The organism is Pseudomonas sp. SED1 (genome assembly GCF_034044025.1).
Taxonomy (GTDB): Bacteria; Pseudomonadota; Gammaproteobacteria; order Pseudomonadales; family Pseudomonadaceae; genus Aquipseudomonas.
Map to the genome: position 1 here is coordinate 1 of NZ_JAXCIS010000212.1, position 25,619 is coordinate 25,619.

The 25,619-nt window shown below is 62.7% G+C and carries 23 protein-coding genes; 16 read left to right on the forward strand and 7 right to left on the reverse strand.

Features of this window, described 5'->3' with window-relative positions; all coding sequences use genetic code 11:
- Positions 1–26: 26 nt before the first annotated feature.
- Positions 27–512 carry a GFA family protein gene (locus SNL23_RS27150; protein ID WP_076013703.1) on the reverse strand — a complete coding sequence of 162 codons (486 nt, stop codon included), beginning with the start codon at positions 510–512 and terminating at the stop codon, positions 27–29.
- Between the two features lie 92 nt (positions 513–604).
- Between SNL23_RS27150 and SNL23_RS27155 the strand changes: the two genes are divergently transcribed.
- The 4 genes from SNL23_RS27155 to SNL23_RS27170 are packed head-to-tail and all read left to right on the forward strand — an operon-like array spanning position 605 to position 6,876.
- Positions 605–1,726 carry an AAA family ATPase gene (locus SNL23_RS27155; RefSeq protein WP_167664742.1) on the forward strand — a complete coding sequence of 374 codons (1,122 nt, stop codon included), beginning with the start codon at positions 605–607 and terminating at the stop codon, positions 1,724–1,726.
- Positions 1,723–2,157, forward strand: coding sequence for a bpX5 domain-containing protein (locus SNL23_RS27160; RefSeq protein ID WP_076013701.1), 435 nt, complete (start codon positions 1,723–1,725; stop codon positions 2,155–2,157). The genes SNL23_RS27155 and SNL23_RS27160 overlap by 4 nt, the downstream gene beginning before the upstream one ends.
- The gene (locus tag SNL23_RS27165; protein WP_318304218.1) at positions 2,157–3,989 is read left to right on the forward strand and encodes a hypothetical protein; all 1,833 of its coding nucleotides are present in this window, start codon (positions 2,157–2,159) and stop codon (positions 3,987–3,989) included. The genes SNL23_RS27160 and SNL23_RS27165 overlap by 1 nt, the downstream gene beginning before the upstream one ends.
- On the forward strand, positions 3,982–6,876 hold the full coding sequence (locus SNL23_RS27170) for a bpX6 domain-containing protein (protein WP_318304219.1): 2,895 nt from the start codon (positions 3,982–3,984) through the stop codon (positions 6,874–6,876). The genes SNL23_RS27165 and SNL23_RS27170 overlap by 8 nt, the downstream gene beginning before the upstream one ends.
- Here the strand turns inward: SNL23_RS27170 and SNL23_RS27175 are convergent.
- Positions 6,869–7,762, reverse strand: coding sequence for a LysR family transcriptional regulator (locus SNL23_RS27175; RefSeq protein ID WP_318304221.1), 894 nt, complete (start codon positions 7,760–7,762; stop codon positions 6,869–6,871). The two genes, SNL23_RS27170 and SNL23_RS27175, sit on opposite strands and share 8 nt — an antisense overlap.
- Before the next feature lie 277 nt (positions 7,763–8,039).
- Between SNL23_RS27175 and SNL23_RS27180 the strand changes: the two genes are divergently transcribed.
- From SNL23_RS27180 to dctM, 8 genes are all read left to right on the forward strand, one after another.
- On the forward strand, positions 8,040–8,858 hold the full coding sequence (locus SNL23_RS27180; RefSeq protein ID WP_318304222.1) for an FAS1-like dehydratase domain-containing protein: 819 nt from the start codon (positions 8,040–8,042) through the stop codon (positions 8,856–8,858).
- Positions 8,859–8,889: 31 nt separating this feature from the next.
- Positions 8,890–10,053 carry an acyl-CoA dehydrogenase family protein gene (locus SNL23_RS27185; protein WP_318304223.1) on the forward strand — a complete coding sequence of 388 codons (1,164 nt, stop codon included), beginning with the start codon at positions 8,890–8,892 and terminating at the stop codon, positions 10,051–10,053.
- A gap of 10 nt (positions 10,054–10,063) precedes the next feature.
- Positions 10,064–11,413, forward strand: coding sequence for an MmgE/PrpD family protein (locus tag SNL23_RS27190; RefSeq protein ID WP_318304225.1), 1,350 nt, complete (start codon positions 10,064–10,066; stop codon positions 11,411–11,413).
- A gap of 9 nt (positions 11,414–11,422) precedes the next feature.
- Complete coding sequence (locus SNL23_RS27195; protein WP_318304227.1) at positions 11,423–12,619, forward strand: CaiB/BaiF CoA transferase family protein; 1,197 nt, start codon at positions 11,423–11,425, stop codon at positions 12,617–12,619.
- A 14-nt stretch (positions 12,620–12,633) separates the two neighbouring features.
- Positions 12,634–13,449, forward strand: a complete 816-nt coding sequence (locus tag SNL23_RS27200) for an HpcH/HpaI aldolase/citrate lyase family protein (RefSeq protein WP_318304228.1) — start codon at positions 12,634–12,636, stop codon at positions 13,447–13,449.
- 237 nt (positions 13,450–13,686) lie between these two features.
- Positions 13,687–14,670 carry a TRAP transporter substrate-binding protein gene (locus SNL23_RS27205; RefSeq protein WP_076013693.1) on the forward strand — a complete coding sequence of 328 codons (984 nt, stop codon included), beginning with the start codon at positions 13,687–13,689 and terminating at the stop codon, positions 14,668–14,670.
- 175 nt (positions 14,671–14,845) lie between these two features.
- A complete protein-coding gene (locus tag SNL23_RS27210) occupies positions 14,846–15,478 on the forward strand; it encodes a TRAP transporter small permease (RefSeq protein ID WP_318304229.1) in 633 nt (210 codons plus the stop codon).
- Positions 15,478–16,758, forward strand: coding sequence for a C4-dicarboxylate TRAP transporter large permease protein DctM (gene dctM / locus SNL23_RS27215; RefSeq protein ID WP_010169752.1), 1,281 nt, complete (start codon positions 15,478–15,480; stop codon positions 16,756–16,758). The genes SNL23_RS27210 and dctM overlap by 1 nt, the downstream gene beginning before the upstream one ends.
- A gap of 124 nt (positions 16,759–16,882) precedes the next feature.
- On the opposite strand, the gene ampC is transcribed toward dctM, so the two are convergent.
- Positions 16,883–18,037: a class C beta-lactamase gene (ampC, locus tag SNL23_RS27220; RefSeq protein ID WP_318304230.1), complete on the reverse strand. Its 1,155-nt coding sequence runs from the start codon at positions 18,035–18,037 to the stop codon at positions 16,883–16,885.
- 133 nt (positions 18,038–18,170) lie between these two features.
- Between ampC and SNL23_RS27225 the strand changes: the two genes are divergently transcribed.
- Positions 18,171–19,052 carry a LysR family transcriptional regulator gene (locus SNL23_RS27225; protein WP_318304231.1) on the forward strand — a complete coding sequence of 294 codons (882 nt, stop codon included), beginning with the start codon at positions 18,171–18,173 and terminating at the stop codon, positions 19,050–19,052.
- Here SNL23_RS27225 and SNL23_RS27230 read toward each other — a convergent pair whose 3' ends face one another.
- The gene (locus tag SNL23_RS27230) at positions 19,053–19,628 is read right to left on the reverse strand and encodes a DUF1349 domain-containing protein (protein ID WP_318304233.1); all 576 of its coding nucleotides are present in this window, start codon (positions 19,626–19,628) and stop codon (positions 19,053–19,055) included.
- 214 nt (positions 19,629–19,842) lie between these two features.
- Here SNL23_RS27230 and SNL23_RS27235 point away from each other — a divergent pair, with 214 nt between their 5' ends.
- Positions 19,843–21,027, forward strand: coding sequence for a DUF2252 domain-containing protein (locus tag SNL23_RS27235; RefSeq protein ID WP_318304235.1), 1,185 nt, complete (start codon positions 19,843–19,845; stop codon positions 21,025–21,027).
- A gap of 124 nt (positions 21,028–21,151) precedes the next feature.
- Here SNL23_RS27235 and yghX read toward each other — a convergent pair whose 3' ends face one another.
- Positions 21,152–22,039, reverse strand: coding sequence for a YghX family hydrolase (yghX, locus tag SNL23_RS27240; protein ID WP_318304236.1), 888 nt, complete (start codon positions 22,037–22,039; stop codon positions 21,152–21,154).
- A gap of 44 nt (positions 22,040–22,083) precedes the next feature.
- Complete coding sequence (locus tag SNL23_RS27245; RefSeq protein ID WP_063029646.1) at positions 22,084–22,578, reverse strand: PaaI family thioesterase; 495 nt, start codon at positions 22,576–22,578, stop codon at positions 22,084–22,086.
- Positions 22,579–22,696: 118 nt separating this feature from the next.
- Between SNL23_RS27245 and SNL23_RS27250 the strand changes: the two genes are divergently transcribed.
- Entirely contained in the window at positions 22,697–23,251 is a 555-nt protein-coding gene (locus tag SNL23_RS27250; RefSeq protein ID WP_318304238.1) for a YceI family protein, read from the forward strand.
- Between the two features lie 3 nt (positions 23,252–23,254).
- Here SNL23_RS27250 and SNL23_RS27255 read toward each other — a convergent pair whose 3' ends face one another.
- On the reverse strand, positions 23,255–24,145 hold the full coding sequence (locus SNL23_RS27255) for a DMT family transporter (RefSeq protein ID WP_318304240.1): 891 nt from the start codon (positions 24,143–24,145) through the stop codon (positions 23,255–23,257).
- Between the two features lie 91 nt (positions 24,146–24,236).
- On the opposite strand from SNL23_RS27255, the gene SNL23_RS27260 reads away from it, so the two are divergent.
- Positions 24,237–25,565, forward strand: coding sequence for an aminotransferase-like domain-containing protein (locus tag SNL23_RS27260; protein ID WP_318304242.1), 1,329 nt, complete (start codon positions 24,237–24,239; stop codon positions 25,563–25,565).
- Positions 25,566–25,619 lie beyond the last annotated feature (54 nt).

A 25,619-nucleotide genomic window follows, 5' to 3' on the forward strand; every position in this document is an offset into this window, starting at 1 on the left:
TTACCGCAGCAACGGATATACACCCATCAGCCCAGCCCCAACCGCCCATGCCACTGGGCAATCGACTCCTGCGGATACTCCTCAAACTCCAGATCCCCCGGCCGAACACTCACCTCAACCCAAGGCGCCTTCGACCCCAACATCAAATGCGTATGCTCCGGCGGCACCGGCAACGGCGTATCAATCGCCGAAGCAAACGGATGAATCAACTCCGGCCACTCCGGACTGAACAACCACAACCCCGACCCACACTGCGAACAGAAATGCCGCTCAGCCGTACTCGCATGCGCCCGACTATCCCCCGGCCCTTTCATCCGCGCGTGATAAACCGAAATCAACTTGCGCCCCCGCACCCTCAGGCTCTTGGCATCCCCCCCAAGGTTGATCGCATACCCGCCACCCCCTTGGGTCTTGCGGCAAATCGAGCAATAACACCGCTGATAAGGGTAGGGATGAGCACTCTCAAGACTGAACGTAACCGCGCCGCAATGGCAGGAACCGTCGAGCTGCATGGCAAAACTCCTTCTCCTGATGATGTAACAATACTTTGCTAATACCTTAGCCTCAGGCAAAATTCCCCGCTTTGGTTTCAGGGAAGACACCCATGATCGCTTCATTGCAGAGCGCTGCCGCACAAATTCGCCATGCCGTCCGCGCGGCGACTGAAGGGTTGGTGGGGCGTGAACAGTTGGCCGAGCTGATTGTGTTGGCCGCCGTCGCCCAGGAACACATCCTCGTCGTCGGTCCGCCAGGCACCGCCAAAAGCGCGGTCGTGCGGCGAGTGGCGCAGTCCATGGGCGGGCGCTATTTCGAGTACCTGCTCGGGCGTTTTACCGAACCGTCGGAACTGTTCGGCGCGGTAGACCTGAAAAAACTCCGGGAAGGCACCGTCGAAACCGACGTCAGCGGCATGCTGCCGGAAGCCGATATCGTGTTTCTCGATGAAGTATTCCTCGGCTCTACGGCGATCCTCAATACCTTGTTGGGGGTGCTCAACGAACGCCGCTTTCGCCGTGGCCATACGCAAATTCATTGCCCGTTGCGCGTCTGTGTGGGCGCCGCCAACGGCCTGCCGGACGACGAGGCCCTGGCGGCCTTCGGTGATCGTTTCCTGCTGCACCTGTTTGTCGAGTCGGTGCCGGACAACCAACTGGAAGCCATGCTGGCCGGTGGTTGGCAGTCCGAGCAGCGGCCGGTCCAGCAGTTACTTGGGCTGACTCAACTGGACACCCTCGGCCAGGCGCTGAAAAACGTTGACCTGACCCTCGTGCGCCCGGCACTCGCCCAGGCGATTCGCCGCCTTCGGGAAGCCGGCATTGCGTTGTCGGACCGGCGCATCGTCAAATCCCAGCGCCTGATCGCGGCGGCGGCCTTGCTCGGTGGCCGGCTTGAGGCCAGCGAAGCGGATTTGTGGCCGTTGCTGTATGTGTTGCCGACCAAGGAAACCCAGCAGCATGGCCGCGAGGTCTTGCGGGACCTGTTCGCCGCTTCCAGCAATAGCCATCTGTTCAGCGCGGTGGAGGAGGCGACCTTGCAGCCGATGTCACGGCTCAATCGCTTGCTGGAAACGGCTGAAGACTACCTGAACCGCAGCGAACCACCGGCGAGCCCGGCGCTGGAAAGCCTGCTGCGAGAGATCGACGCCAACTTCAATAGCCAGACCATGCCGGAGTCGCTGCAGCAGGCGCGGGAGAAACTGACCCATCTGCTGACGCCCATAGCATGACGGCTGCGGCTCACACCTGGGGCTGGCGCTCACGCCGCTCGCCCGCTGAACCGCGTGCTGCCGTGGCCTGGGGCGAGGCTGCGCGGCGCTTGCATGCGCGGCTGTTGCTGATCCCCGCCGAACAGGCCGCGCGCCTGCAAGCCACCGCCAATGCGCACGTGTTGGTGGTGTCCGGCGTGGCCGACGATTTGCCGTGGGTCGACGGCGTCGAATATGCCGCTCCCGAGGACGGCGCGCCGGGGTTGTGGTTGCCCACCAGTTGGGAGCCGGACGTGCCGGCGGATGTGCTGGGCCAGGCACTCGCCGTGGGTTTCAAACGTGCTCCCTTGTTAGTGTGGCGCAGCCCCCAGGCGGTGATTCCGCTGGACCGCCAATTGCCGCTGACGCCTGAACATTTACAGCGGATTGCCGCTTATTGGGTGGGCCACTGATGCAACTGCCAGACTCGCTGCAACCCTGGAGCCAATGGCTGGAATGGTTTGCTCCGGACCACTTGCCGCTGTTCGCCGACCTGCTGGGCCGGCTCAACCCACTGCTCGGCCCGTTGCGTGGCCGGCAACAAGGTGGTGTACCGGAGCCCGATGGGCTGGGTGATTTGCAACGTCGTGGACCCTATGAGCGCTTGCTGTCCAGCGAGTGGTTGTTGGCTGAGGAAGTACCCGATGAGTTCCTGCGCCGGGCGGCGGTCGGTGAGCATATGTTCCTGGCGCCGCAGTATCGGGCACGGGAAGCCAATCGGTTGATGGTCGTGCTGTTCGACGCGGGCCCCTTGCAGTTGGGTGCGGCCCGCCTGGTACATCTGGCGTTGCTGATCCTGTTGGCGCGCCGCGCGGCGGAGGCCGGGGCCGAGTTGCGCTGGGGTATTTTGCAGCGTGAACCGGCGCTGTATGAGCTGGGCGCTGCGTCGAACCTCAAGCAACTGCTGAACGCCCGGACCTATGAAGTGGTCAGTGAGCAACATGGGCAGGCCTGGCGTGACTGGATGGCCGAACAGCCGCAGACCGTCGGTGAATGCTGGCTTGTCGGCCAGCGCCTGCCTGAGGCTGTACCGGCGTGCTGCACCCACCGGGCCCATGTGCAACGAAGTCTTGACGGGCAAAGCCTCTCGTTTGAGTTGCGGGCCGGGGGAACACGGCAGGTGAAATTACCGATGCCGGATGAGCGCCAAGCCTTGCAACTGCTCAAGGGCCGCTTCGAGGGTGAAGCGGCAGAGGCGCCCGTGATCAACGCTCAGGTACCTCGGGTGGCCCTGACGTTGCCTCCGGTGATTTCCGGTGCCGGCAACTATGTGGCCTTGCGTCTGTTGGATCAGCCCGGGATGGCAGTGATCAAGCTGCCGTCGCCGAATCAGAAAAAGCCTTTGAGTGTACGCACTCAACTCTGGTCCTCTTATCAGCATGCGCTGGCGGTGACCTTCCTGAGTCGCGAACTCGGCGCGGTGTTGAGCAGCGAGGAGGCCTTGGCTTTCTGGAATATTCCCGGCCTGGCCCCGGTAAAAAAACCAAGTCGTGAGCAACTGCTGCTGCCGCCGGGTACCGCGACGTTTCTGCCAGTCGCCTGGCTGCGCAATCCTAACGCCGAGCGTGTTTACCTGCTCGATAGCCAGGGCCGGCTGGCTTACTGGGAATCGGACCGGGCCAAGGCGCTGGACCGTTCAAAGCCGCGCCAGACCCATGAACTTGCCAGCGGCGTTTTGGGCCTGGCCAGGGTCGATCAATTTACCCTGGCCTATGTCCGTAACGCCGGCGGGCGATTGTTTGCACAGTCGGCGGCGGCAGATGAGGCCAGGATTGAGAGTTACGCGCTGAGTGTGGCAGAAGGCGTGAGCCAGGTGCTGTTTGCCGGCAACTCGTTGTGGCGGCGTCATTTCGGCGGCTGCGCGCTGCTCACGTCCAAGGGTGTGAATGAAAGCTGGCACGTGATCACTCCCAAAACTGTGCCGGTCATCAAGGAATACATCGACCTGGCCTCTGGCTGGAAAGCCATCGGCTTGCTGCTGGACGTGGGCAAGGACCAACCGTCACTGCTGCTGGTCAACGCCGGCCAGCGCGCTATCGGCCTTTACAGCAACGGGCAGCAGAAACTGCTTTTCACCACCTCGGATGTTATTTCCCGGTACAGCTTTTGCCCCATGAGTGGTCTGCTTGCGGTCCTCACCAGCTCCCGCGAGCTGCTGGTGTATCACGTGGCGTCGGGTGACTTGCGCCTGCAGGTCACATGCGACAAAGAGCCCGAACACACCAAGGAAGGCGGCGATGCTTGAGCGCAATGAGGCGTTGATTCGCCGCCCGGTACTGGCCGGCCACCAACAGATTGAAGGGCTGTGGTTCTCCTGTGAACGCTTCGACGCGTCAGAGCGCGAACGCTTGATCCTCGAACACTGGCAGTTAGGTGCCGGTGCCTACCGGTTTGCCGAAGGTGACTTGTTGCGCTTCTGCACTGCATTGTCGGTGCAATGCGAAACCCTCGCGGGTTGGCCGCTGATTCGCCAGGGTGCTGGTTTGTGTTCGGCGCTGCTGGCCCCGGAAGAACTGCACACCCTGCCGGCGGCGGATGTGTGGCTGGTGCGTGGCAGTCAGGTGCAGGCCTTGCTGTTGCGCGATGCCCAGGCGCTGTCGCCGGGGCAGTGGCTCGATATCAGCGGCTATACGCTGCTCGACACCTACGACTGCAACGCCACCCTGGCCGAACCGGTGTTCGAGGCGCGGGTCACCGACGTGCGGACCATCATCGGCGGGCCGTTGGGGGCAGTCAGTCCGGAGCGGGAAGGGATCATGCAGGCCTTGATTGAACGTCAGCGCGCCGCTCCCCAACAGCCTGCCGCCAGAGCCACGGCTCCCGGCAAAAGCGCATGGAATCCCACGGAGCCTGTCTCGTTTCCCGCCTTGAAACTCGGCGCCACCTTTGCCTTGGTGGGGGCACTGATCTGGATGGCCAGCTATGGCAAGCAGCAGGCTTTCTCTCCGTTGCCGCCCCCCGTCCGTGAGGACTTCAGCGGGGTGATCCTGGGCACGCTGGTGGGCGCGATTGTGTTTACCGCGCTGCTGATGGGCTTGAACAAGTTTTTGCGTCGCGGCTCGCCTGGCGTGGCGGCGCCGCCCCCAGCAAAAGCGGCCCAAGGTATCGCACCGCGTGCCACGCCGGTGGGGCACAAACCTGCCGCCTGGCGCCGCTGGCTGACCCGCCTGACCCAGCATTCAAAGCTTTCGGCGTTGTACGGCAAGCGTCAGGCCGCCTATATGCAACGCATGCTGGAGATGTTCGAAGACGGCGACTTTGCCGAAGCCCTGCGCCACGCCATCCCGCTGGGCGGCGAGCACGGCAGTAGCGAGCAGATGTTCGGCACCCCGGAGCGCCGGCAGGACCTGCGCCTGAGCGAGCAAAGCGGGCCGCGGCGCGCGATGCTGTTCGAGGAGGGCCTGGAGGCCCACTTGCGGCAGATCTACCGCCAGACTTTCACGCGACTGGACCGTGAAGGGCGCATCGAGGAAGCGGTGTTTGTGCTGGCCGAACTGCTGAAAGTGCGCCAGGAAGCGCTCGATTACCTGGAAAAACACGGTCGCTATCAGCAGGCCGCCGACCTTGCCCTTGCCTGGGACATGCCCGCTGCCGTGATCGTGCGCTTGCTGTGCCTGGCAGAGCAGTGGGAGCAGGCATTGTCGGTAGCGCGCCGGGATAACGCGTTCGGTGAAGCGGTGTTGGCACTCCAGGCCAAGTCGCCTAAAAGCGCCAACCGCTTGCGTCTTGAATGGGCGCAATCGCTGACCGAAAAAGGCCTGTGGCTGCAAGCCGTGGAAGTGATCTGGAGTTTGCCTGCCGAGCGTGGGCGAGCGGCGCAATGGCTGCTGAATGCCGAAGCGGCAGGCGGGCGGTTGGCGATTGATGCGCTGGTCAAGCGCGCCATCTTGCTGCCTGAAACCCTGCATGCCTACGGGCCGTGGGTCGAGCAATTGCGCAATGATCCGCAGCGCGGCCGTGAACGCGCGGCCCTTGCCCAGACGCTGTTGGCCCATAAGGCCGAGGCGGGTGCGCTGGCCTGGCTCACAGGGGCCACGGTGCATGCGATCGTGGCAGACCAGCTCAGTGGCGAGGGTGGCTTGACCCACCAGCAGTTGCAGGCGCTGGTGAAAATGAGCAAGGACAAACTGCTCTTGGCGGACCTGCCCGGCCAGGCGTTGAAGCGCTCTGCCGTCGTCCCCCTGAGCCAGGCGGACAAGACCCAGGAGTGGTGGGTGCCAGCCCGAGGCAATCGAGGGACCCACGACGCGGTTGCGCTTGAAGATAGCCGCTACCTGTTGGCCCTCGGGGAAGCTGGCGCGGTGGTAATTGATGAGTTTGGCAACACGCTGTTCCACTTCGCCGTGCCGGCGCAGGAGATTGTCCTGGCCCACGGCCGGCAAGTGGCGCTGGTGCTGATTCGGCGCAATGACGCCTGGCGGATCAGCAAGTTGGACCTGGTCAAGCGTACCGCCACGGACCTTGGGGTGCTGGTGGTGGACGTGTTTGCCAAAGTCTTCGATGGCACCGCCTGGAGTATCGGCCGTGAGAAACAGATGCGGGTGGTGGATGTTGATCGAGGGTTTGCGACCCTGTGGCACGTGAGTGATCTGCCTGGCCGGGTCCATCTGTTGCAGAGCGATGAGTGCAATGAATACTTATGGCTTTCTTCTGTGCCGGGGGTGGGCATCGAACGCTGGCATTACCGATTGCCGGAGCGGCGCCTGATGGGGCGCGAGGTGGTGCCGGCCATCAATCCGGACCACAACCAGTTGCTTTGCGCGGTCAGCATGATCACCGAGTGCTGGATCAAGGACCTGTACGCCGAGGAACTGATTCTGGTGGTCAACGTTGCCGGTAATCACCGGGGCTATCGTTTGCCGGGCGCCGCGGCCGAACTGATCGAGGAATACCCGGTGAGCGTCCATCTGGAGCCGGAGTGGCTGCTGTTCCATTATGCCGTCGCAGACAACCAGAGCCGTTGGCATATGATTCACCGCGCCAGCGACCGTCTCTGCGCTGCTTGGACGTGGCCACTCGATGACGCCAATGTGCGTCAACAGGGCGATGACTGGCTGCTGTTCGATGAACAAGGCCGCCTGTCCCATATCAACGTTGCCAATGGCAGCCAGCGCAATATCACCCTTAACTGACCGTCTGCGGCATCAACGTGGCTATCAACGCACGAATGGTGCCGGGCAACGCCTCCAGCTCCCGCACCAGAATACTGCGCTCGCGTACCGCCCAAACTTCATCCAGCTTGACCGTCACCAACTGCATGGTCCGGCTGTGCCGCACCGCCGCCGACTCTGGAATGATGCCGATCCCGACGCCAGCCTCGACCATCCGGCAGATCGCCTCGAAACTCGACATCTGGATCCGCAACGACAGGTGCTTGCCCAACCGCTCCACATGCTCACACAGGAAACTCAGCAACGTGCTGCCGTCATGCAACCCGATATGCTGGTAGGCGAGGGTTTGCTCCAACGTCACCGAAGGCAGGCTCGCCAGCGGATGCCCCACGGGTACCGTCAGCACCAGGTGGTCGGTGCTGAAATGCAGCACCTGTAGCCCCGATGCTTCCACGGGCCCGGCTATGATGCCCATGTCGCTGGTACCGTCGAGCACGCCTCGCACGATGTCCCGTGACAGCCGCTCCTGAAGGTCCACGGTGACGCCAGGACGCGCTGAAAGAAAGCCAGCCAGCACTTCCGGGAGAAACTCGGTCACGGCGGTGGTGTTGGCAAAAATGCGGATATGCCCGGCCGAATCGATGCCGTATTGGGTGAACTCACTCTTCAGGTAATCCACCTGCCGCATGATCAACCGCGCGTGGTGCAACAGCCGTTCGCCCGCCGGGGTGATTTCCACGCCACGGCTGTCGCGGTACAGCAGGCGTGTGTCGAGCTGGCCTTCCAGGGCCTTGATCCGCGCACTGGCGGCGGCCGGCGAGAGGAACGCGCGCTTGGCGCCCTGGGTCAGGCTGGGGGATTCGGCGATATGGATAAACAGGCGTAAGTCAGCCAGATCAAAGTGCATGCAAGGCTCCAGGTGGACGAACTCTTGTGGCGAGGGGGCTTGTCCCCCGTTGGCCTGCGTAGCGGGCCCAAAAAAAGCGGGAGCGCTTCGCACTCCAACGGGGGACAAGCCCCCTCGCCACAGAAAGCCTCCTCACCAATTTTGGGGCTGTGTTCTGTTCGGACAGGTCAGCGGCGTTCAGCATAGCCGAACGCTGCTTTATTGAAATGCAAATTCTCAGAACGGCCAAGGCCCAGCATGATCCGGCTCAGATTCCCTGCCCGAGGACATGCACCTGATGAGCGCCACAGACTGGATCGGCCGTAGCGAAACAGCCCACGACCACTTGAGCCACAACCTGCTCAAACGCATCGCCGCCACCTTTGGCGAAGCGGCACCGGCAGATGGCGAGGCGGTTCCGCCTTTGTGGCAATGGTGCTTTTTCCAGGACCCGCTGCCCGAATCCGCCCTGGGCGGTGACGGCCATCCGGCCCGTGGCGGGTTCCTGCCGCCGGCGGATAACCGCAATCGCATGTGGGCCGGCGGGCGTATCGAGTTTTTCCATGGGTTGCGTGCCGGTGAGTCCGCCACCCGCGTTTCGACCATCACTCAAGTGGAAGAAAAAACCGGCCGCACCGGCTCGCTGCTGTTCGTCACCGTACGCCACGACTACTCCCAGGACGGCCGCCTGGCCATCCGCGAGGAACAGGACATCGTCTATCGCGAACCCACGCCGCCCAAGCAGGGCTGCGGTGATGTATTACCCGAAGGTGACTGGCGCGAAGCGGTCGACCCGACGCCAACCCTGTTGTTCCGCTACAGCGCCGTGACCTTCAACGGCCACCGCATTCACTACGACTACCCCTATGTCACCGGCACCGAAGGTTATTCGGGGCTGGTGGTGCACGGGCCGCTGATCGCCACTTTGAGCCTGCGCGCATTTTGCCGCGCAAATCCTGTGGCCACGTTGCGCCGTTTCTCGTATCGCGGCGTGCGGCCATTGATTGCCCCGCAACCCTTTGAAGTCGGTGGGCGCATCACCGCGTCGGGCGTCGCCGAACTGTGGGCGGGCAACGCTGACGGCCTGGCCCAGCGCGCCGAACTGCATTTCGAATAAACCTCCAAGAACAACAGGCGGAGAGCCGTTAATGAACCCGAATGACAACGAAGAACTGAATGCCATCCGCGAAGGCGTCCGCGCACTGTGTGCCGAATTCGACGCCGCCTACTGGCGCAAGGTCGATGAAGAAAAGGGCTTTCCGGAAGCCTTCGTCAAAGCCTTGACCGACGCCGGCTGGCTGTCGGCAATGATCCCCGAAGCCTACGGCGGCTCGGGGCTTGGACTGGCGGAAGCCTCGGTGATTCTTGAGGAAGTGAACCGCTGCGGCGGCAACTCCGGCACCGTCCATGGCCAGATGTACAACATGTTCACCTTGCTGCGCCACGGCAGCGAAGCGCAAAAGAGCTTCTACCTGCCAAAGCTCGCCAGCGGCGAACTGCGCCTGCAGTCGATGGCCGTGACCGAGCCCACCACCGGCACTGACACCACCAAAATCAAGACCACCGCCGTCAAGCATGGCGACAAGTACGTGATCAACGGCCAGAAAGTCTGGATCTCGCGGGTGCAGCATTCCGACCTGATGATCCTGCTGGCCCGCACCACGCCGCTGGCGGAGGTGAAGAAAAAATCCGAAGGCATGTCGATCTTCCTGGTGGACCTGCGGGAAGCCATCGGCAACGGTCTGACCGTGCAGCCGATTGCCAACATGGTCAACCACGAGACCAACGAACTGTTCTTCGACAACCTGGAGTTGCCGCTGGACAGCCTGATTGGCGAGGAGGGCAAGGGCTTCCGCTACATCCTCGACGGCCTCAACGCCGAACGCACCCTGATTGCCGCCGAGTGCATCGGCGACGGCCGCTGGTTCATCGAGAAAGCCAGCGCCTACGCCCGTGACCGCGTGGTGTTTGGCCGGCCCATCGGGCAGAACCAGGGCGTGCAGTTCCCGATTGCCGAAGCGCATATCGAGATCGAAGCGGCCGACTTGATGCGCTGGCGTGCCTGTGAGGAATACGACAGCGGCGCCAACGCCGGGGCCAGCGCGAACATGGCCAAGTACCTGGCGGCCAAGGCTTCCTGGGAAGCCGCCAACGCCTGCCTGCAAACCCACGGCGGCTTCGGGTTTGCCTGTGAATACGACGTGGAGCGCAAGTTCCGCGAGACCCGCCTGTACCAGGTCGCGCCGATCTCCACCAACCTGATCCTGTCCTATGTGGCCGAGCATTTGCTCGAACTGCCACGCAGCTTCTGAGGGCCCGACCATGAGCCATACCCAAGCGCTGTGCCGGTTCCTCGCCGAGCTGAATTACGAGCAACTGCCGGACGACGTCCTCGCCCGCACCGAAGACCTGTTCCTTGACTGGCTCGCCTCGGCGCTGGCCAGCCAAGGTGCGCATCCGATTCCGCTGTTCGAGCGTTATGCCCGCACGATGGGCCCGGCCAATGGCCCGGCGCAGATCATCGTCAATGGGGGAAGCAGCAGTGCCTATTTCGCCGCGCTGGTGAACGGCGCGTCGTCGCACCTGGTGGAGCAGGATGACTTGCACAACAGCTCAGTCTTGCACCCGGCCACCGTGGTCTTTCCGGCTGCCTTCGCGGCAGCGCAAGACCTTGGCAAGTCCGGTCGTGAGCTGCTGCTGGCTTCGGTGGCCGGTTACGAAGCCGGGATTCGCATCGGCGAATTCATGGGCCGTTCCCACTACCGAATCTTCCACACCACGGCCACCGTCGGCACCCTCGCGGCGGCTGTCGCGGTGGGTAAATTGCTCGACTTCAATCAAGAGCAATTCATCAACCTGCTGGGCAGCGCCGGCACTCAGGCGGCCGGTCTTTGGGAGTTCCTGCGGGATGCCGCCGACTCCAAGCAACTGCACACCGCCAAGGCAGCCGCCGACGGTTTGTTGGCAGCGTATTTGACGGCGGATGGGCTGACCGGTGCGCGCAATATTCTGGAAGGTGATCAGGGGATGGCGGCCGGCATGTCCACCGACGCAGACCCAAGCAAACTGTCGGATCGCCTCGGAAGCCGTTGGGCGCTGCTGGAAACCTCGTTCAAGTTCCACGCTTCGTGCCGCCACACCCATCCGGCCGCCGATGCGCTGCTGGACCTGATGCAGCGCGAGGGCATCAGCCATGAGCACATCACCCGTGTGGAAACCCGCGTTCACCAAGGTGCCATCGACGTATTGGGCCGGGTAACGCTGCCGCAGACCGTGCACCAGGCCAAGTTTTCCATGGGCACCGTGCTGGGGTTGATTGCCGTGCACGGCAAGGCCGGGCTGACTGAATTTCATGAACTGGCGCTCAACGACGCAGACGTGGCGGCGTTTCGTGAAAAGGTCAGCATGACCCTCGACGCCGAGGTCGACGGGGCCTATCCCCAGCGCTGGCTGGGCCGGGTGATTGTCACCACGGTCGACGGCCGCGTGCTGCACGGCGCCATCGACGAGCCCAAGGGCGATCCCGGCAACACCCTGAACCGTGCAGAGCTGGCCGACAAATTCCAGCGCCTGACCCAATTCAGCGGCGCCCGCACGCCCGCGCAAACCACTGGGCTGATCGAAAAGGTCTGGGACCTACGCAACGCCGTGTCCCTGGCTCACTGGCTTTAAGGAATCGTCATGACTGCTAATCAACGACCGCTGGACGGCATCACCGTCGTCAGCCTGGAACACGCGATTGCCGCACCGTTTTGCACCCGCCAGTTGGCCGACCTGGGCGCCCGTGTGATCAAGATCGAACGCCCGGGGGCCGGTGACTTTGCCCGAGGCTACGACGAGCGCGTGCGCGGCCTGGCCTCGCATTTCGTGTGGACCAACCGCTCCAAGGAAAGCCTGACCCTGGACCTCAAGCACGACGATGCCGGAGACATCCTGGAAACCCTGCTGGCCGACGCCGACGTGCTGGTGCAGAACCTGGCACCGGGCGCTGCGGCGCGCATGGGCCTGTCATTCGAAGCACTGCATGAGCGCTTCCCGCGCCTGATCGTCTGCGACATCTCCGGCTATGGCGAAGGCGGACCTTACGAGAAAAAGAAAGCCTACGACCTGCTGATCCAGAGTGAAGGCGGCTTTCTCTCGGTTACCGGCGGCCCGGGCGAGGACCAGATGGCCAAGGCCGGTTGTTCCATCGCCGATATCTCCGCCGGGATGTATGCCTACAGCGGCATCCTCTCGGCGCTGCTGCTGCGGGGCAAGACCGGGCAGGGCAGTCGCATTGACGTCAGCATGCTGGAAAGCCTGGTGGAGTGGATGGGCTACCCGATGTATTACGCCTTCGACGGCGCGCCCCAGCCACCGCGCGCAGGTGCGGCGCATTCCACGATCTACCCCTATGGGCCGTTTCCCACCGGCGACGGCGGCACGGTGATGCTCGGTTTGCAGAACGAACGGGAGTGGGCGGCGTTTTGCGACAAGGTGCTGCTCACGCCCGAGCTGGCCACCGACGAGCGTTTCTCGGCCAACTTCAAGCGCTCGGAAAACCGCGACGTGCTGCGCCAGATCATCGTCGACAGCTTCGCGCAGCTGAGTGCCGAAGCCGTGATCCAACGCCTGGAAGACGCGCAAATCGCCAGCGCCCGGGTCAACGATATGCAAGGCGTGTGGGACCACCCGCAGCTCAAGGCCCGCAACAGCTGGCGGGAAGTCGACAGCCCGGCGGGCAAGTTGCCGTCGTTGCTGCCGCCGGCGCGCAATGCCGCGTTTACCCCGCGCATGGACGCGGTGCCGGGGCTGGGGCAGCACAGCCAGGGAATTCTGGACCAGTTGGGTTACTCCGCTGAAGCCATCGACAGCCTGCGTGCACGCGGCGTTATCTGATAAGGAATTGAGCGATGCCAACTTCTCTTGTGCGCTCTGCGCTGTTTGTACCGGGCAGCCGGCCGGAACGTTTTACCAAGGCCTTGGCCAGTGGCGCCGATGCGGTGATTGTGGATTTTGAAGACGCGGTGGAAGAGCCGCTCAAGCGCCAGGCCCGGGACAACCTCGGGGTGTTTTTGCAGGCGACGCCGGCAGCGCGGGTATGGGTGCGGATCAATGCGCCGGAGCACCCGGAGCATTTCGCCGATGTGGCGTTCTGTCAGGCCCACGCGGGAGTGGCGGGAGTGTTGCTGCCCAAGGTTGAAAGCGCGGCCCAGGTGGCCGTGGTGGCGGCAACGGGCAAGGCCATCTGGCCGATTATCGAAAGTGCGCGAGGCTTGCTGGCGGTGGCGGAAATCGCCCATGCACCGTTGGTGGAGCGCTTGTCGTTCGGCGGCCTGGACCTGGCGCTGGACTTGAACCTGAGCAGCGGCTCCCCGGCAGCGCAATTTGCCCTGGACCAGGCCCGCCTTGCCTTGATCGTGCATTCCCGCGCTGCCGGGCTGGTGGCGCCGCTGGACGGCGTGCACCCGGCCATCGACGACCCCGAAGGCCTGCGCCGCGCGATTCGGCATGCCTATGAAATGGGCTTTGCCGGCGCGCTGTGTATCCATCCCAAGCAAGTGGCGGTGATTCACCAGGCGTTGGCCCCCAGCACCGAAGACCTAGCGTGGGCCAAACGGGTGGTGGACGCCGGTGCCCATGGGGCAGGGGCCTATCAACTGGATGGACAAATGGTGGATGCGCCGGTGCTGCTGCGGGCCCAACGATTATTAGCCGCGCAACCGTAGAAATGTGGGAGCGGCGGTGCGACGGTTCGACTTGCTCGCGAAAGCGGTGGGTCAGCCAGTGCATCTGGTGACTGGCACACCGCTTTCGCGAGCAAGCCCGCTCCCACATTGGATCTCTGTTATTTGAGAAGTCGGCGTTCGTCCACGCCGAACGCAGGTATCTAAAATTCGAAATTCTCTATACGCGTGACATCAGGCACCTTGCCCTATAACACAACAATAAGAAGGTGATTTTCCATGCTCAAGCTTTCTCGGGCGCTGTTCTGCGCCGCCACCTTGTTTGCCGCGGGCCTGGCCCAGGCGGCCGACCCCATTGTGATCAAGTTCGCCCACGTCGTCGCTGAAAACACCCCGAAAGGCCAGGGCGCATTGCTGTTCAAGAAGCTCGCTGAAGAGCGCCTGCCCGGTCGGGTGAAAGTCGAGGTGTACCCCAACTCCTCACTGTTCGGCGACGGCAAGGAAATGGAAGCGCTGCTGCTGGGCGACGTGCAGATGCTGGCGCCATCCCTGGCCAAGTTTGAGCAATACACCAAGCAAGTACAGATCTACGACCTGCCGTTCCTGTTCAACGACCTGGCGGCGGTGGACCGTTTCCAGGCCGCCCAGGGCAAGGCGTTGCTGACCTCCATGCAAGACAAGAACATCCTCGGCCTGGCCTATTGGCACAACGGCCTCAAGCAACTGTCATCGAACAAGGCATTGCGTGAGCCCAAGGATGCCCGTGGCCTGAAGTTCCGCGTGCAGGCCTCCAGCGTGCTGGAAGAGCAGTTCAAGGCGATCCGCGCCAACCCGCGCAAGATGAGCTTCGCCGAGGTTTACCAAGGCTTGCAGACCGGCACCGTCAACGGCACCGAGAACACCTGGTCGAACTATGAAAGCCAGAAGGTCAACGAAGTGCAGAAGTACTTCACCGAATCCAACCATGGCCTGATCGACTACATGGTGATCACCAACGCCAAGTTCTGGAACGGCCTGCCGCCGGATGTGCGCACCACCCTCGACCAGGTCATGGTTGAAGTCACCGTCGAGGTGAACAAGCAGGCCGAAGCGCTGAACCAGTCGGCCAAGCAGAAGATCATCGACGCGAAGACCAGCGAAATCATCGAACTGACCCCCGAGCAACGCCAGCTCTGGCGCGAAGCCATGCGCCCGGTGTGGCAGAAGTTCGAAGGTGAAATCGGCGCTGACCTGATCAAGGCGGCCGACGCGTCGAACCAGTAATTGATTGCTGACGAAAACCCGACTTCTGTGGGAGCGGGCTTGCCCGCGATGGCATCACCTCGGTGTTCCTGAAAGGCCGAGTTGCCCGCATCGCAGGCAAGCCAGCTCCCACATTGATCCGGTTTCGTCAGTGACTTGTCGTGAATATCCCCGTCCAGTTTCGCGAGGTTTTGCCATGCAAACGCTAAGGCGCATCTGGGAGCACCTGGAGGAAGGCTTTATCGCCATCCTGCTGGCCGCCATGACCCTGGTGACTTTTGTCTACGTCATGCTCAACAACATCTACACCCTGTTCTTTGCCCTCGCTGATAAGTGGGCGTGGAGCAGCGGTTTCTTCAACGCCCTGGGTGACCACACCATGGGCTGGGCCCAGGACATGACCTGGAGCGTGGCGCTGACCAAGGCCATGTTCGGCTGGCTGATTTTCTTCGGTATTTCCTACGGCGTACGCACCGCCGGCCACCTCGGCGTAGACGCCTTGGTCAAGCTGACCCCGCGCCGTGTGCAGCGCCTGCTGGGCATGCTCGCCTGCCTGTGCTGCCTGGCCTACGCCGGGTTGTTCATGGTCGCCAGCTACAAGTGGCTGAGCGCGGTGATGACCGCCGGCATCGGCGCCGAAGACCTCGACAAGTTCGGCATCGACGTCGGCGACATCGTGGTGATTGTGCCCGTCGGTTTTGCCTTCGTGTTCATCCGCTACCTGGAAATTTTCTACCGCATCTTCACCCACCGCCAAACCGGGCTGGGCCTGGCCGACGAAGCCGGTGAAGCCAGCAAGTTGGCCGGCAGCCATGAGGAGCGTCACTGATGGCCGTTCTGTGTTTGTTTTTGCTGCTGTTCGTGTTCATGTTCCTCGGTGTACCTATCGCGATTTCCCTGGGGTTGTCGGGCGCGGTGTCGATCCTGATGTTCAGCCCGGACTCGGTGAGTTCCCTGGCGATCAAGCTGTTTGAAACCTCGGACGCCTACACCTTCCTGGCGATTCCGTTCTTCCTGTTGTCGGGTGCGTTCATGACCACCGGCGGCGTGGCGCAACGGTTGATCGACTTTGCCAACGCCTGCGTCGGGCATATCCGTGGCGGCCTGGCAATTGCGGCGGTGTTGGCGTGCATGCTGTTTGCCGCGCTGTCGGGCTCATCGCCTGCAACCGTGGCGGCGGTGGGTTCGATTGCCGTGGCGGGCATGGTGCGCTCGGGCTATCCGAAGGAATTCGGCGCCGGGATCATCTGCAACGCCGGTACCCTGGGCATCCTGATTCCGCCGTCGATTGTGATGGTGGTGTACTCGGCGGCGACTGAAACGTCGGTAGGCAAGCTGTTTATGGCCGGGGTGATTCCTGGCCTGCTGCTGGGCTTGATGTTGATGGTCGCGATCTACATCGTCGCGCGCATCAAGAAGCTGCCGGCCCAGCCTCGGGCGACCTTTCGCGAGTGGCTGACCTGCGCGCGCCGGGCATTCTGGGGCTTGTTGCTGTTGGTGATCATCCTTGGCGGCATCTACAGCGGCATGTTCACCCCGACCGAAGCAGCGGCGGTGGCGGCGGTGTACTCGGCGTTTGTCGCGCTGTTCGTCTACAAGGACATGAAGATCAAGGATTGCCCCAAGGTGCTGCTGGAGTCCGGGCGCCTGGCGATCATGCTGATGTTTATCATCGCCAACGCCATGCTCTTTGCTCACGTGCTGACCACAGAGCAAATCCCCCAGGAAATCACCGCGTGGGTGATCTCCGAAGGCCTGACGCCGATTGGCTTTTTGATCATGGTCAACGTGGTGTTGTTGGTGGCGGGCAGCTTTATGGAGCCGTCGGCGATCGTGCTGATCCTGGCGCCGATCTTCTTCCCGATTGCGATGAAGCTGGGGATCGACCCGATTCACCTGGGGATTGTGATGGTGGTCAACATGGAGATTGGCCTGGTGCATCCACCGGTGGGGCTGAATCTGTTTGTGACCTCGGCGGTGACCGGGCTGACGCTGGGGCAGACCATCCGCGCGGCGTTGCCGTGGCTGATGATTTTGCTGGTGTTCCTGATCATGGTGACCTACCTGCCGTTCATCTCCCTGGCCTTGCCGCACTGGTTGGGGATGTAAGCACCTGTGGCTTTCTGTAGGAGCGAGCTTGCTCGCGATGGTCGTCAACGATGACGCGTGCGTCCTGGATGAACGCGTTGTTTGACGGTTTTTCGCGAGCAAGCTCGCTCCTACAGGGGAGACGCTATTGGTCCATCGCACTCAGGATCGTATGGGCCGCCTTCACCCGTTCGGCATTCGGGTAGTTTTTGTTTGCCAGGATCACCACCCCCAGGTCTCTACTCGGTACGTAGGCCACGTACGCCCCAAAGCCACCGGTCGAGCCGGTCTTGTTCACCAGCGTGTCGGCGTGGGGTGCCTGCGGTGGTGTCAGCCAATTGACCTTGTGGGGCTCCATGGCCATTTGTGTCGAGTTGCCTTCCACCAGGGCATCCACTTTGATCGGGTAGGGGTACATCTCCCAGCCGAGGCCTTGGGTCATGCCATCAACCGTGTAGTACCCGGTGTGGGTCGCGGCAATCGCCTGTTGCAGCGGCTTTTCCAGCTTCGACGGGTGCATGTTCACTTCAACGTAGTGAATCAGGTCCGAAGTGCTGGTCTTGATGCCGTAGGCCTCGGCGTCCAGGGCGCCAGGACTGACGCGCACCGGTTTGCCGGCCTTGTCGTAACCCTGGGCGTACAGGCTCATTTGCGTCTCGGGAACGCTGATAAAGGTGTGCTTGAGGCCGAGTTTCGGCAGCACGGTCTGCTCCATCACGCGGTTAAACGGCTGGCCCAGGCTTTGCGCCGCCAGGTGGCCGAACAGGCCGATACTCGGGTTGGAGTAGAGGCGCTGGGTGCCGGGGGCGAAAGCCGGTTTCCAGTGCTGGTAGTAGCTGATCATCTTGCCGGTGTTATCGGACTCTTCGGGGAATTGCAGCGGCAAGCCACCCGCAGTGTAGGTGCCGAGGTTGAGCAGGCTGATGTGGTCAAACTTGTCGCCGCGCAATGCCGGCAGGTACTGGCTGGCCGGGTCTGACAGCTTCAGCTTGCCGTTGGCCAGGGCATAGCCTGCGAGGGTGGCGGTGAAGGTCTTGCTCACCGAGCCGATTTCAAACAGGGTGTTTTCGGTGACCGGCTGCTGGCTGTCCTTGTTGGCGACGCCGTAGTTAAAGTATTGCGCCTTGCCGTTCTGTATCACCGCGACCGACAGGCCGGCGATGTCCTGTTGCTGCATCAGGGGTTCGACGGTACTGTCGACCACCTGGCGAATATCGGTGGCGGCCATGCAGTTGCCGGCGCCGAGCAATAGGGCGAATATCGTGGTGTTGCGCACGGTTGGGAAAATGGATGGGTACATGATGACGTGACTTCCATGAAGGTGATCGGGTGAATACCGTTGCCTGCGCAGGCGCCGCAAATTTAGGCAGTTTGTGATCCGGCGGCAAACGATGATATCTCGCAACAGCCATTAGAAAAATTAGGGTCAAGCCATGCTCCGTTCCCATTTGCCTCTCAACGCGCTGCGGGCCTTCGAGGTTTCCGCGCGGCATTTGAGTTTTACCCGGGCGGCGATTGAGTTGTGCGTCACCCAGGCGGCGGTCAGTCACCAGGTCAAAAGCCTGGAGGCGCAGCTCAATGTCACGCTGTTCAAACGCTTGCCCCGGGGCCTGATGCTCACCAGCGAAGGCGAGACATTGCTGCCGGTGCTGCGGGAATCCTTCGACCGCATAGCTCAAACCTTAGGCCAGTTTGAAGCTGGGCATTACCGCGAAGTCTTGACGGTAGGCGCGGTGGGCACCTTTGCGGTGGGCTGGCTGTTGCCGCGGCTTGCGGACTTCCAGGCGCGCTACCCGTTTATCGACTTGCGCCTGTCCACCAACAACAACCGGGTCGATGTGGCTGCCGAAGGCCTGGATTACGCGATTCGTTTTGGTGCCGGCGCGTGGCACGGCACCGAGGCGTGCCAGTTGCTGGAAGCGCCGCTGACGGTGTTGTGCGTGCCGCAACTCGCTCGGCAATTGCAGACGCCGGCGGACCTGTTGAAGCACACGTTGCTGCGCTCCTACCGCGCGGATGAGTGGACGCAATGGTTCCAGGCCGCCGGCTTGCCAGCCGATACGCTGGTGCCGCGCAGCATTGTGTTTGATTCATCCCTGGCGATGATGGAGGCGGCGCTGCAAGGGGCGGGCGTGGCCCTGGCACCGGCGATGATGTTCAGCCGGCAGTTGGCGACGGACGTGATCCGGCAGCCGTTTGAGGTGGGCATCACCACCGGCAGTTATTGGCTGACGCGCTTGCAGTCGCGAGCCGAGACACCGGCGATGCTGGCGTTCAAGGCCTGGTTGCGCGAAGTGGCGAGCAGCCGGCGTTAGTCAGGACAGGTCGTGCAGGGATTTACCGTTGGGCGCACCCACCCGCAGTTCGGAAAACTCCACGTCCAGCCCACCGCGCTCTGGCGTGCAGCAGTAAGGCCCGACCTGATACGACTGCGCCACCGGGAACGGCGCCAGGCGCACCAACGGCCGGCTCGTACCATCCACTGATACCTGCACGCGCAATACACCCTTGGCCACGGTGACGCGAATCCAGAAGGCTTCGGGATCACCCGGGAACACGCCGGTAGCCCAGTCCGACACGCCATCGGTCAATACGCTGCTCAGCAGCGTCGCGCCGTCGGACAGTTCCGCACCGATCTTCACCCAGTGCGCTTCATCCACTCGTACCATCAACCCGGCCTGGTCATACAGATGGGTGAATTCACTGTGGATTTTGACCTGAGCGGTAAAGTCGCCGTCGGTTTCGACAAACAGGAAATGCCCGTTATCGCGAACAAAACCATAGTGGGTTTCACGCCAGAAATCGGTACTGGCGTCGGTGCGGACCTTGAGACGCTCGCCTTCTCGGCTCCAGTGCTGGGGTTGATTGAGCCAGCTGGCCTGTTCAAACATCGGGAAGCTCCTTGAAGGTGGCAAAACATCGGAGAAGGCGGCGGTGCCAGTGTTAAGGCGCGTGCGCAGCGAAAACAATCACCGCAGCGCGCCGACGCCAAGTGTAACCCCGGTAGCGATGGGGTCGGTGTGGCTCGCTAATAGAAACCTCTGAAACAAAATGAAACATTTGTCGCGGCCCAGCCTCTACCGTATCTCCACGACGAGTACCTCTATGAAAACGCCGCGTCCCTCTTCGCGAATGCCCCACCTCACACAACTGCGCAACCTGAAGATGGCGCGCTCCGCCCACGCCTACGTGCGGGGCAGTACGGTTCAGTTTTATGAGTGGCTGCACAGCCAGCGCGGGCGGCGCTTGCCCCATGGGCCGGCGATCTGGATCTGCGGCGACTGCCATGCCGGCAACCTCGGGCCCACGGGCGATACCAAAGGCCGGATCGACATGCATATCCGTGACCTGGACCAGGCGGTGATCGGTAACCCGACCCATGACTTGGTGCGCTTGGCGCTGTCCCTGGCCACTGCTGCCCGGGGTTCGGATCTGCCGGGGGTGACCACCGCCCGCATGCTTGAAGAGATGATGGTGGGCTACGCGCAGGCGTTTAAGGACAAGTCCGACGAGGCACCGCCGCGTCCATCCCAGGTCAAGGCCGGGATGCGCAGTGCGGTGGAACGCACCTGGAAGAACCTGGCCCGCGAACGTATCGAAAACACCCGGCCGACGATTCCGATGGGTAAGCATTTCTGGTCGTTGTCGCGGGCGGAAAAGTCGGCCCTTGAAACGTTGTGCGCCTCGGATGAGATCCACCGGCTGGTGACTTCGCTTAAAGGCCGGTCCAACGATGACCAGGTCGAGCTGCTGGATTCCGCTTACTGGGTCAAGGGTTGCAGCTCCCTTGGGTTGTTGCGGTATGCGGTGTTGTTGGGGGTAGGGAACCAGGACGATCAGGAATACTGCCTGCTCGATATCAAGCAAGCGGTGGGTGCGGCGGCACCGCGCGCGGCACGGGCGAAGATGCCCCGGGACAATGGTCGGCGAGTGGTGGAGGGCGCCAGGCACCTGTCACCGGCGTTGGGGGAGCGGATGCTGGCGACGCGGTTTCTGGATCACGGGTTTTTTGTCCGCGAGTTGTTGCCCCAGGACATGAAGCTGGAACTGGATGAGTTGAGCGAGATTGATGCAATGCACGCGGCCGGGTACCTGGCGCGGGTGGTCGGCGTGGCGCATGCACGGCAGATGGACCGGGATACGCGCAAGGACTGGATGGCGGTGTTGCAGGAGAACCGGTCGAAGCAGCTGGATGCGCCGTCGTGGTTGTGGACCAGTGTGGTGCAGTTGGTGGGGAACCATGAGGAAGGGTATCTCAACCACTGTCGGCGGTATGCGCTGGAGCACTGATGACGATCCCACTGTAGGAGCGAGCTTGCTCGCGAAAAACCCGAGAGCGCTGCGATAAACCCGATGCGCTGCGTTATCGTTGACGTTCTTCGCGAGCAAGCTCGCTCCTACAATGAGGTTGGCATCAGGCCAGGTATTTGCGGAACCAACTCAAGGTCCGCTCCCACGCCAGATTCGCCGCCGCCTCGTCATACCTCGGCGTCGAATCATTGTGGAAGCCGTGATTGGCGCCCTTGTAGATAAACGCCTCATACGTCGTACCGGCCGCCTTCAGCGCCTTCTCATACGCCGGCCAGCCCTCATTGATCCGTGTATCCAGCTCACCGTAATGCAACATGATCGGCGCCTTGATGCGTGGCACGTCCTTGGCTTCCGGCTGGCGCCCATAAAACGACACCGCCGCACCCAATTCCGGATAAGCCACCGCCGCCGCATTGGTCACGCCGCCGCCATAACAGAACCCGGTAATGCCCACCTTGCCGGTGCTGGCATCGTGGTGCATCAACCATTCGATGGCCGCGAAAAAGTCGTTCATCAGCTTTTCGGGATCGACTTTCTGCTGCAGCTCCACACCTTTCTCATCGTTGCCGGGATAGCCGCCCACCGAGGTCAAGCCATCCGGCGCCAGGGCAATGAATCCGGCCTTGGCCAACCGGCGGGCGACGTCTTCGATATACGGGTTCAACCCACGGTTCTCATGCACCACCACCACCGCCGGCCCCTTGCCGCTGGCCTTGGCCGGGCGTACCAGGTAGCCGCGCACCGTGCCGTTGCCCTTGGGTGACGGGTAGGTGATGTAGTCGGCGACGATCTCCGGGTCGGTGAATTTCACCTGCTCGGCCAGGGCGTAGTTGGGGCTCAGGGCGGCGAGCAGGGCCGAGGCCGTCAGCCCGCCAAAGGTGAACAGCGCCGCGCGGTCGAGAAACTCCCGGCGGTTGATCTTGCCGTGGGCGTAGCCGTCGTAAAGCTCCAGCAGTTCAGGGGCGAAATCTTTGGCGGTCAGGCGAGTCATCGGTAGCGTCCTCGATTAGCGGTGGGACTGAATGTAGACCAGTATCAGGCTTCCCGGCCATGGGCTGCGGCGGCCAACTGCCCGGTGTCGACCCGCACGAAGACCGAATCGCCAATGGCCGTCAGCACGCCATCGGCGTACACCTCACACACCACGCGGCTTTTGCGGCCCACGTCACCTTCGACTTTTGCGCGCAAGGTCAGCGGTACGCCCATCGGGGTCGGCTTGATGAATTTGATCCCGAGGTTGCCGGTCACGCAGTCGATACGCGGCAGGCTGCCGGGTTCGCGTTGCTCGGCCCGGTAGTGGTAGGCCATGGCGGTCCAGTTCGAGTGACAGTCCACCAGCATTGCGATCAAGCCGCCGTAGACCAGGTCTGGCCAGCCGCAGTATTGGGCGTCGGGTTGGTGCTCGGCGATCACGTGGATGCCGTCGGCGTCCCAGCGGCTCTTGATGTGCAGCCCGTGGGGGTTGCGGCTGCCGCAGCCATAACAGACGCCTTCGGGGGCGGTGGTGTCTTGCAGGGAAAGCGCGGGCATCGTGGCTCCTTGTTGTTTGAGTTCCGTCGGGGCACGAGCCTAATGCCAGGCACGTGAATAAATCCAGCACCTACGCTGTTAGCAGTGCACAGCGTGTTCATTCCCGGTTGAGAATCCCATGAAACCTCGATTGCTAGCGGCCCTCCTTACCCTCGGCACCTTGTCCAACGCGTATGCCGTGGAATACACCGACGTGAATCCGGCGGCCAGCACCCTCAGCTTCACCTATGACCAGATGGGCCAGCAGGTGTACGGCACGTTTGGCAGCTATTCGGCGACCCTGAATTTCGACACGCAAAACCCGGCCGCCGCCAGCACCGTACTGACCATCCAGCTGCCGAGCATCAATGCCGGCAGCGACGACGCCAACACCGAACTGCCCAAGCCCGGCTGGTTCGACATGACGACTTACCCGGTGGGCATCTTTACCTCGACCCACATCACTGACCTGGGTGGCAACCGCTACCTGTTCAGCGGCAACCTGACCCTCAAGGGCCAGACCCGGCCGGTGGAGGTCAAGGTGGCGCTCAAGGAGCAGAGCGGCATTGGTGTGTTCGATGGCGAGTTGGTGCTTAAGCGCGACGACTTCAGGATCGGCGCAGGGGAGTGGGCGGACAGCGTGGTGTCCAATGCGATTGTCATCAAGTTCAAGATGGTTGCGCCTGAGCGCTGATGGCTAGCGGGCAAACTTCTTGGCCCCGGCCACACAGGCAATCACTGCGACCGTCACCACCAGCATGCCCAGGCTCACCGGTTCATGCAGCAGCGTGGCTGCCAGTGCCAGGCCGAAAAACGGTTGCAGCAACTGCAATTGCCCGACGGCGGCGATGCCGCCCTGAGCCAGCCCGCGGTACCAGAACACAAACCCGATCAGCATGCTGAACAGCGACACATAGGCCAGGCTCAGCCAGGCCGGCAGGCTGATGTTAACGAAAGAGCTTGGCGCGAGGATCGCCGTCAGAGGGGCCACAATCGGCAGCGAGATCACCAGCGCCCAGCAGATCACCTGCCAGCCACCCAGGGTGCGCGAAAGTTTGGCCCCTTCGGCATAACCCAGGCCGCACGCCAGTATCGCCAGCAGCATCAGCAAATCCCCGGCGGGCGCGGCGCTCAGGCCCTGGGCGATGGCGTAGCCCACCACCAGCAGGCTGCCCAGGATCGAAAACAGCCAGAACACCGGCTTGGGCCGCTCGCCGCCACGCACCACGCCGAACACGGCGGTGGTCAGCGGCAGCAGGCCGACAAACACGATGGAGTGGGCGCTGGTGACGTACTGCAAGGCCAGGGCGGTGAGTAGCGGGAAGCCGATCACCACGCCCAGCGCGACAATCGCCAAGGGCAACAATTGGCTACGGGTCGGGCGCCTTTCTTTGAACAACCAGAGCAGGCACAGGCCGAGCAAGGCGGCGATGGTGGCGCGGGCGACGGTCAGGAACACCGGATCAAACTCCAGCACCGCCAGGCGCGTGGCGGGCAGTGAGCCGCTGAAGATCACCACGCCGATCAAGCCATTGATCCAGCCGCTGGCGTTGTTTTCCTGGGTGTTCAGGTGGGTGGTGCGTTCCATGGGTGTCGGGCTCAATAAGGATAAGTTGCGTCTCCCGCATCCTATGATTCACCATTGAGACAATCAAAAAATTGTCATGGATACATCGCCTATGCCCCGCGCCCGCTACAAGACACTGGTGGACAGCTTCGCCCGGGATATCCGCTCCGGCACCCTGGCGGCGGGCACCCGTTTGCCGACGCACCGCCAATTGGCCGCCAGCCACGGCCTGGCGCTGGTCACGGCCAGCCGGGTGTACACCGAACTTGAGGCCATGGGCCTGGTCAGCGGTGAAACCGGGCGCGGGACCTTTGTGCGGGAAATCGCGTTGTCGCCGGGGCAGGGCATCGGCCAGATCGCGGTGGCGGCGGGCATGATCGACCTCAATTTCAACTACCCGTCGCTGCCGGGCCAGACCGACCTGCTGCGCACTGCGTTGCGTCAGTTGGCGCTGTCCGGCGACCTGTCGGCCCTGCTGCGCTACCAGCCCCACGCCGGCCGGTTGCACGAACGGGCGGCGGTGGCGCGCCACCTGGCGAGTCGTGGGTTGACGGTGCAGGCCGAGCAGGTACTGATCGTCAGCGGTGCCCAGCACGGGCTGGCGGTGACCATGATGTCGCTGCTCAAGCCCGGCGATGTGGTGGCGGTAGATGCATTGACCTATTCCGGGTTCAAGGTGCTGGCCGAGACGTTGCACCTGGAAATCGTTGCAATCCCGGTGACCGCGACGGGCCCCGACTTGGTCTTTCTTGAAAAACTCTGCGCCCGGCGCCCGGTACGCGCCGTGTACAGCATGCCGACCCTGCATAACCCGTTGGGTTGGGTGATGAGCTTGGAGCAGCGCGAGCACCTGGTGGCGATTGCCCGCCAGCATGATTTGATCCTGATCGAGGACGCGGCCTACGCGTTTTTAGCCGAGGACGCGCCGCCGCCTGTGGCCGAGCTGGCACCGGAGCGCACGGTGTATGTGTCGGGGCTGTCCAAGAGCGTTGCCACTGGCCTGCGGGTGGGCTTCGTCGCGGCTCCGCAGCAATGGATGGCGGCGCTGGAACGTACGGTCATGGCCACCACCTGGAACACCCCGGGGGTGATGACTGCGGTGGCTGCCGCGTGGATCGACGACGGCACGGTGCTGCAGCTGGAAGCGCAAAAGCGTGAAGACGCCCAGGCGCGCCAGGCGGTGGCCGATGAGGTGTTGGCAGGGTTGAATGTGATCCGCCATCCGTCTTCGTATTTTCTGTGGCTGCCCTTGCCGGAAGATGCCCGCGCCGACCAGATCACCATGGAGCTGGCACGGGAAAATATCTCGGTGTCCACCGCCGAGCCGTTTGCCGTCTCGGCCCACGTGCCCCATGCCTTGCGAGTGGCGCTGGGGTCGGTGGACCGGGATGTGTTGCGCGAGGCGCTGCTGAAAGTGCGCTGGGCGGTGGAGGCGTACTAGATCGAGCTAATCGTGGCGAGGGAGCTTGCTCCCGCTGGAGTGCGCAGCGCTCCC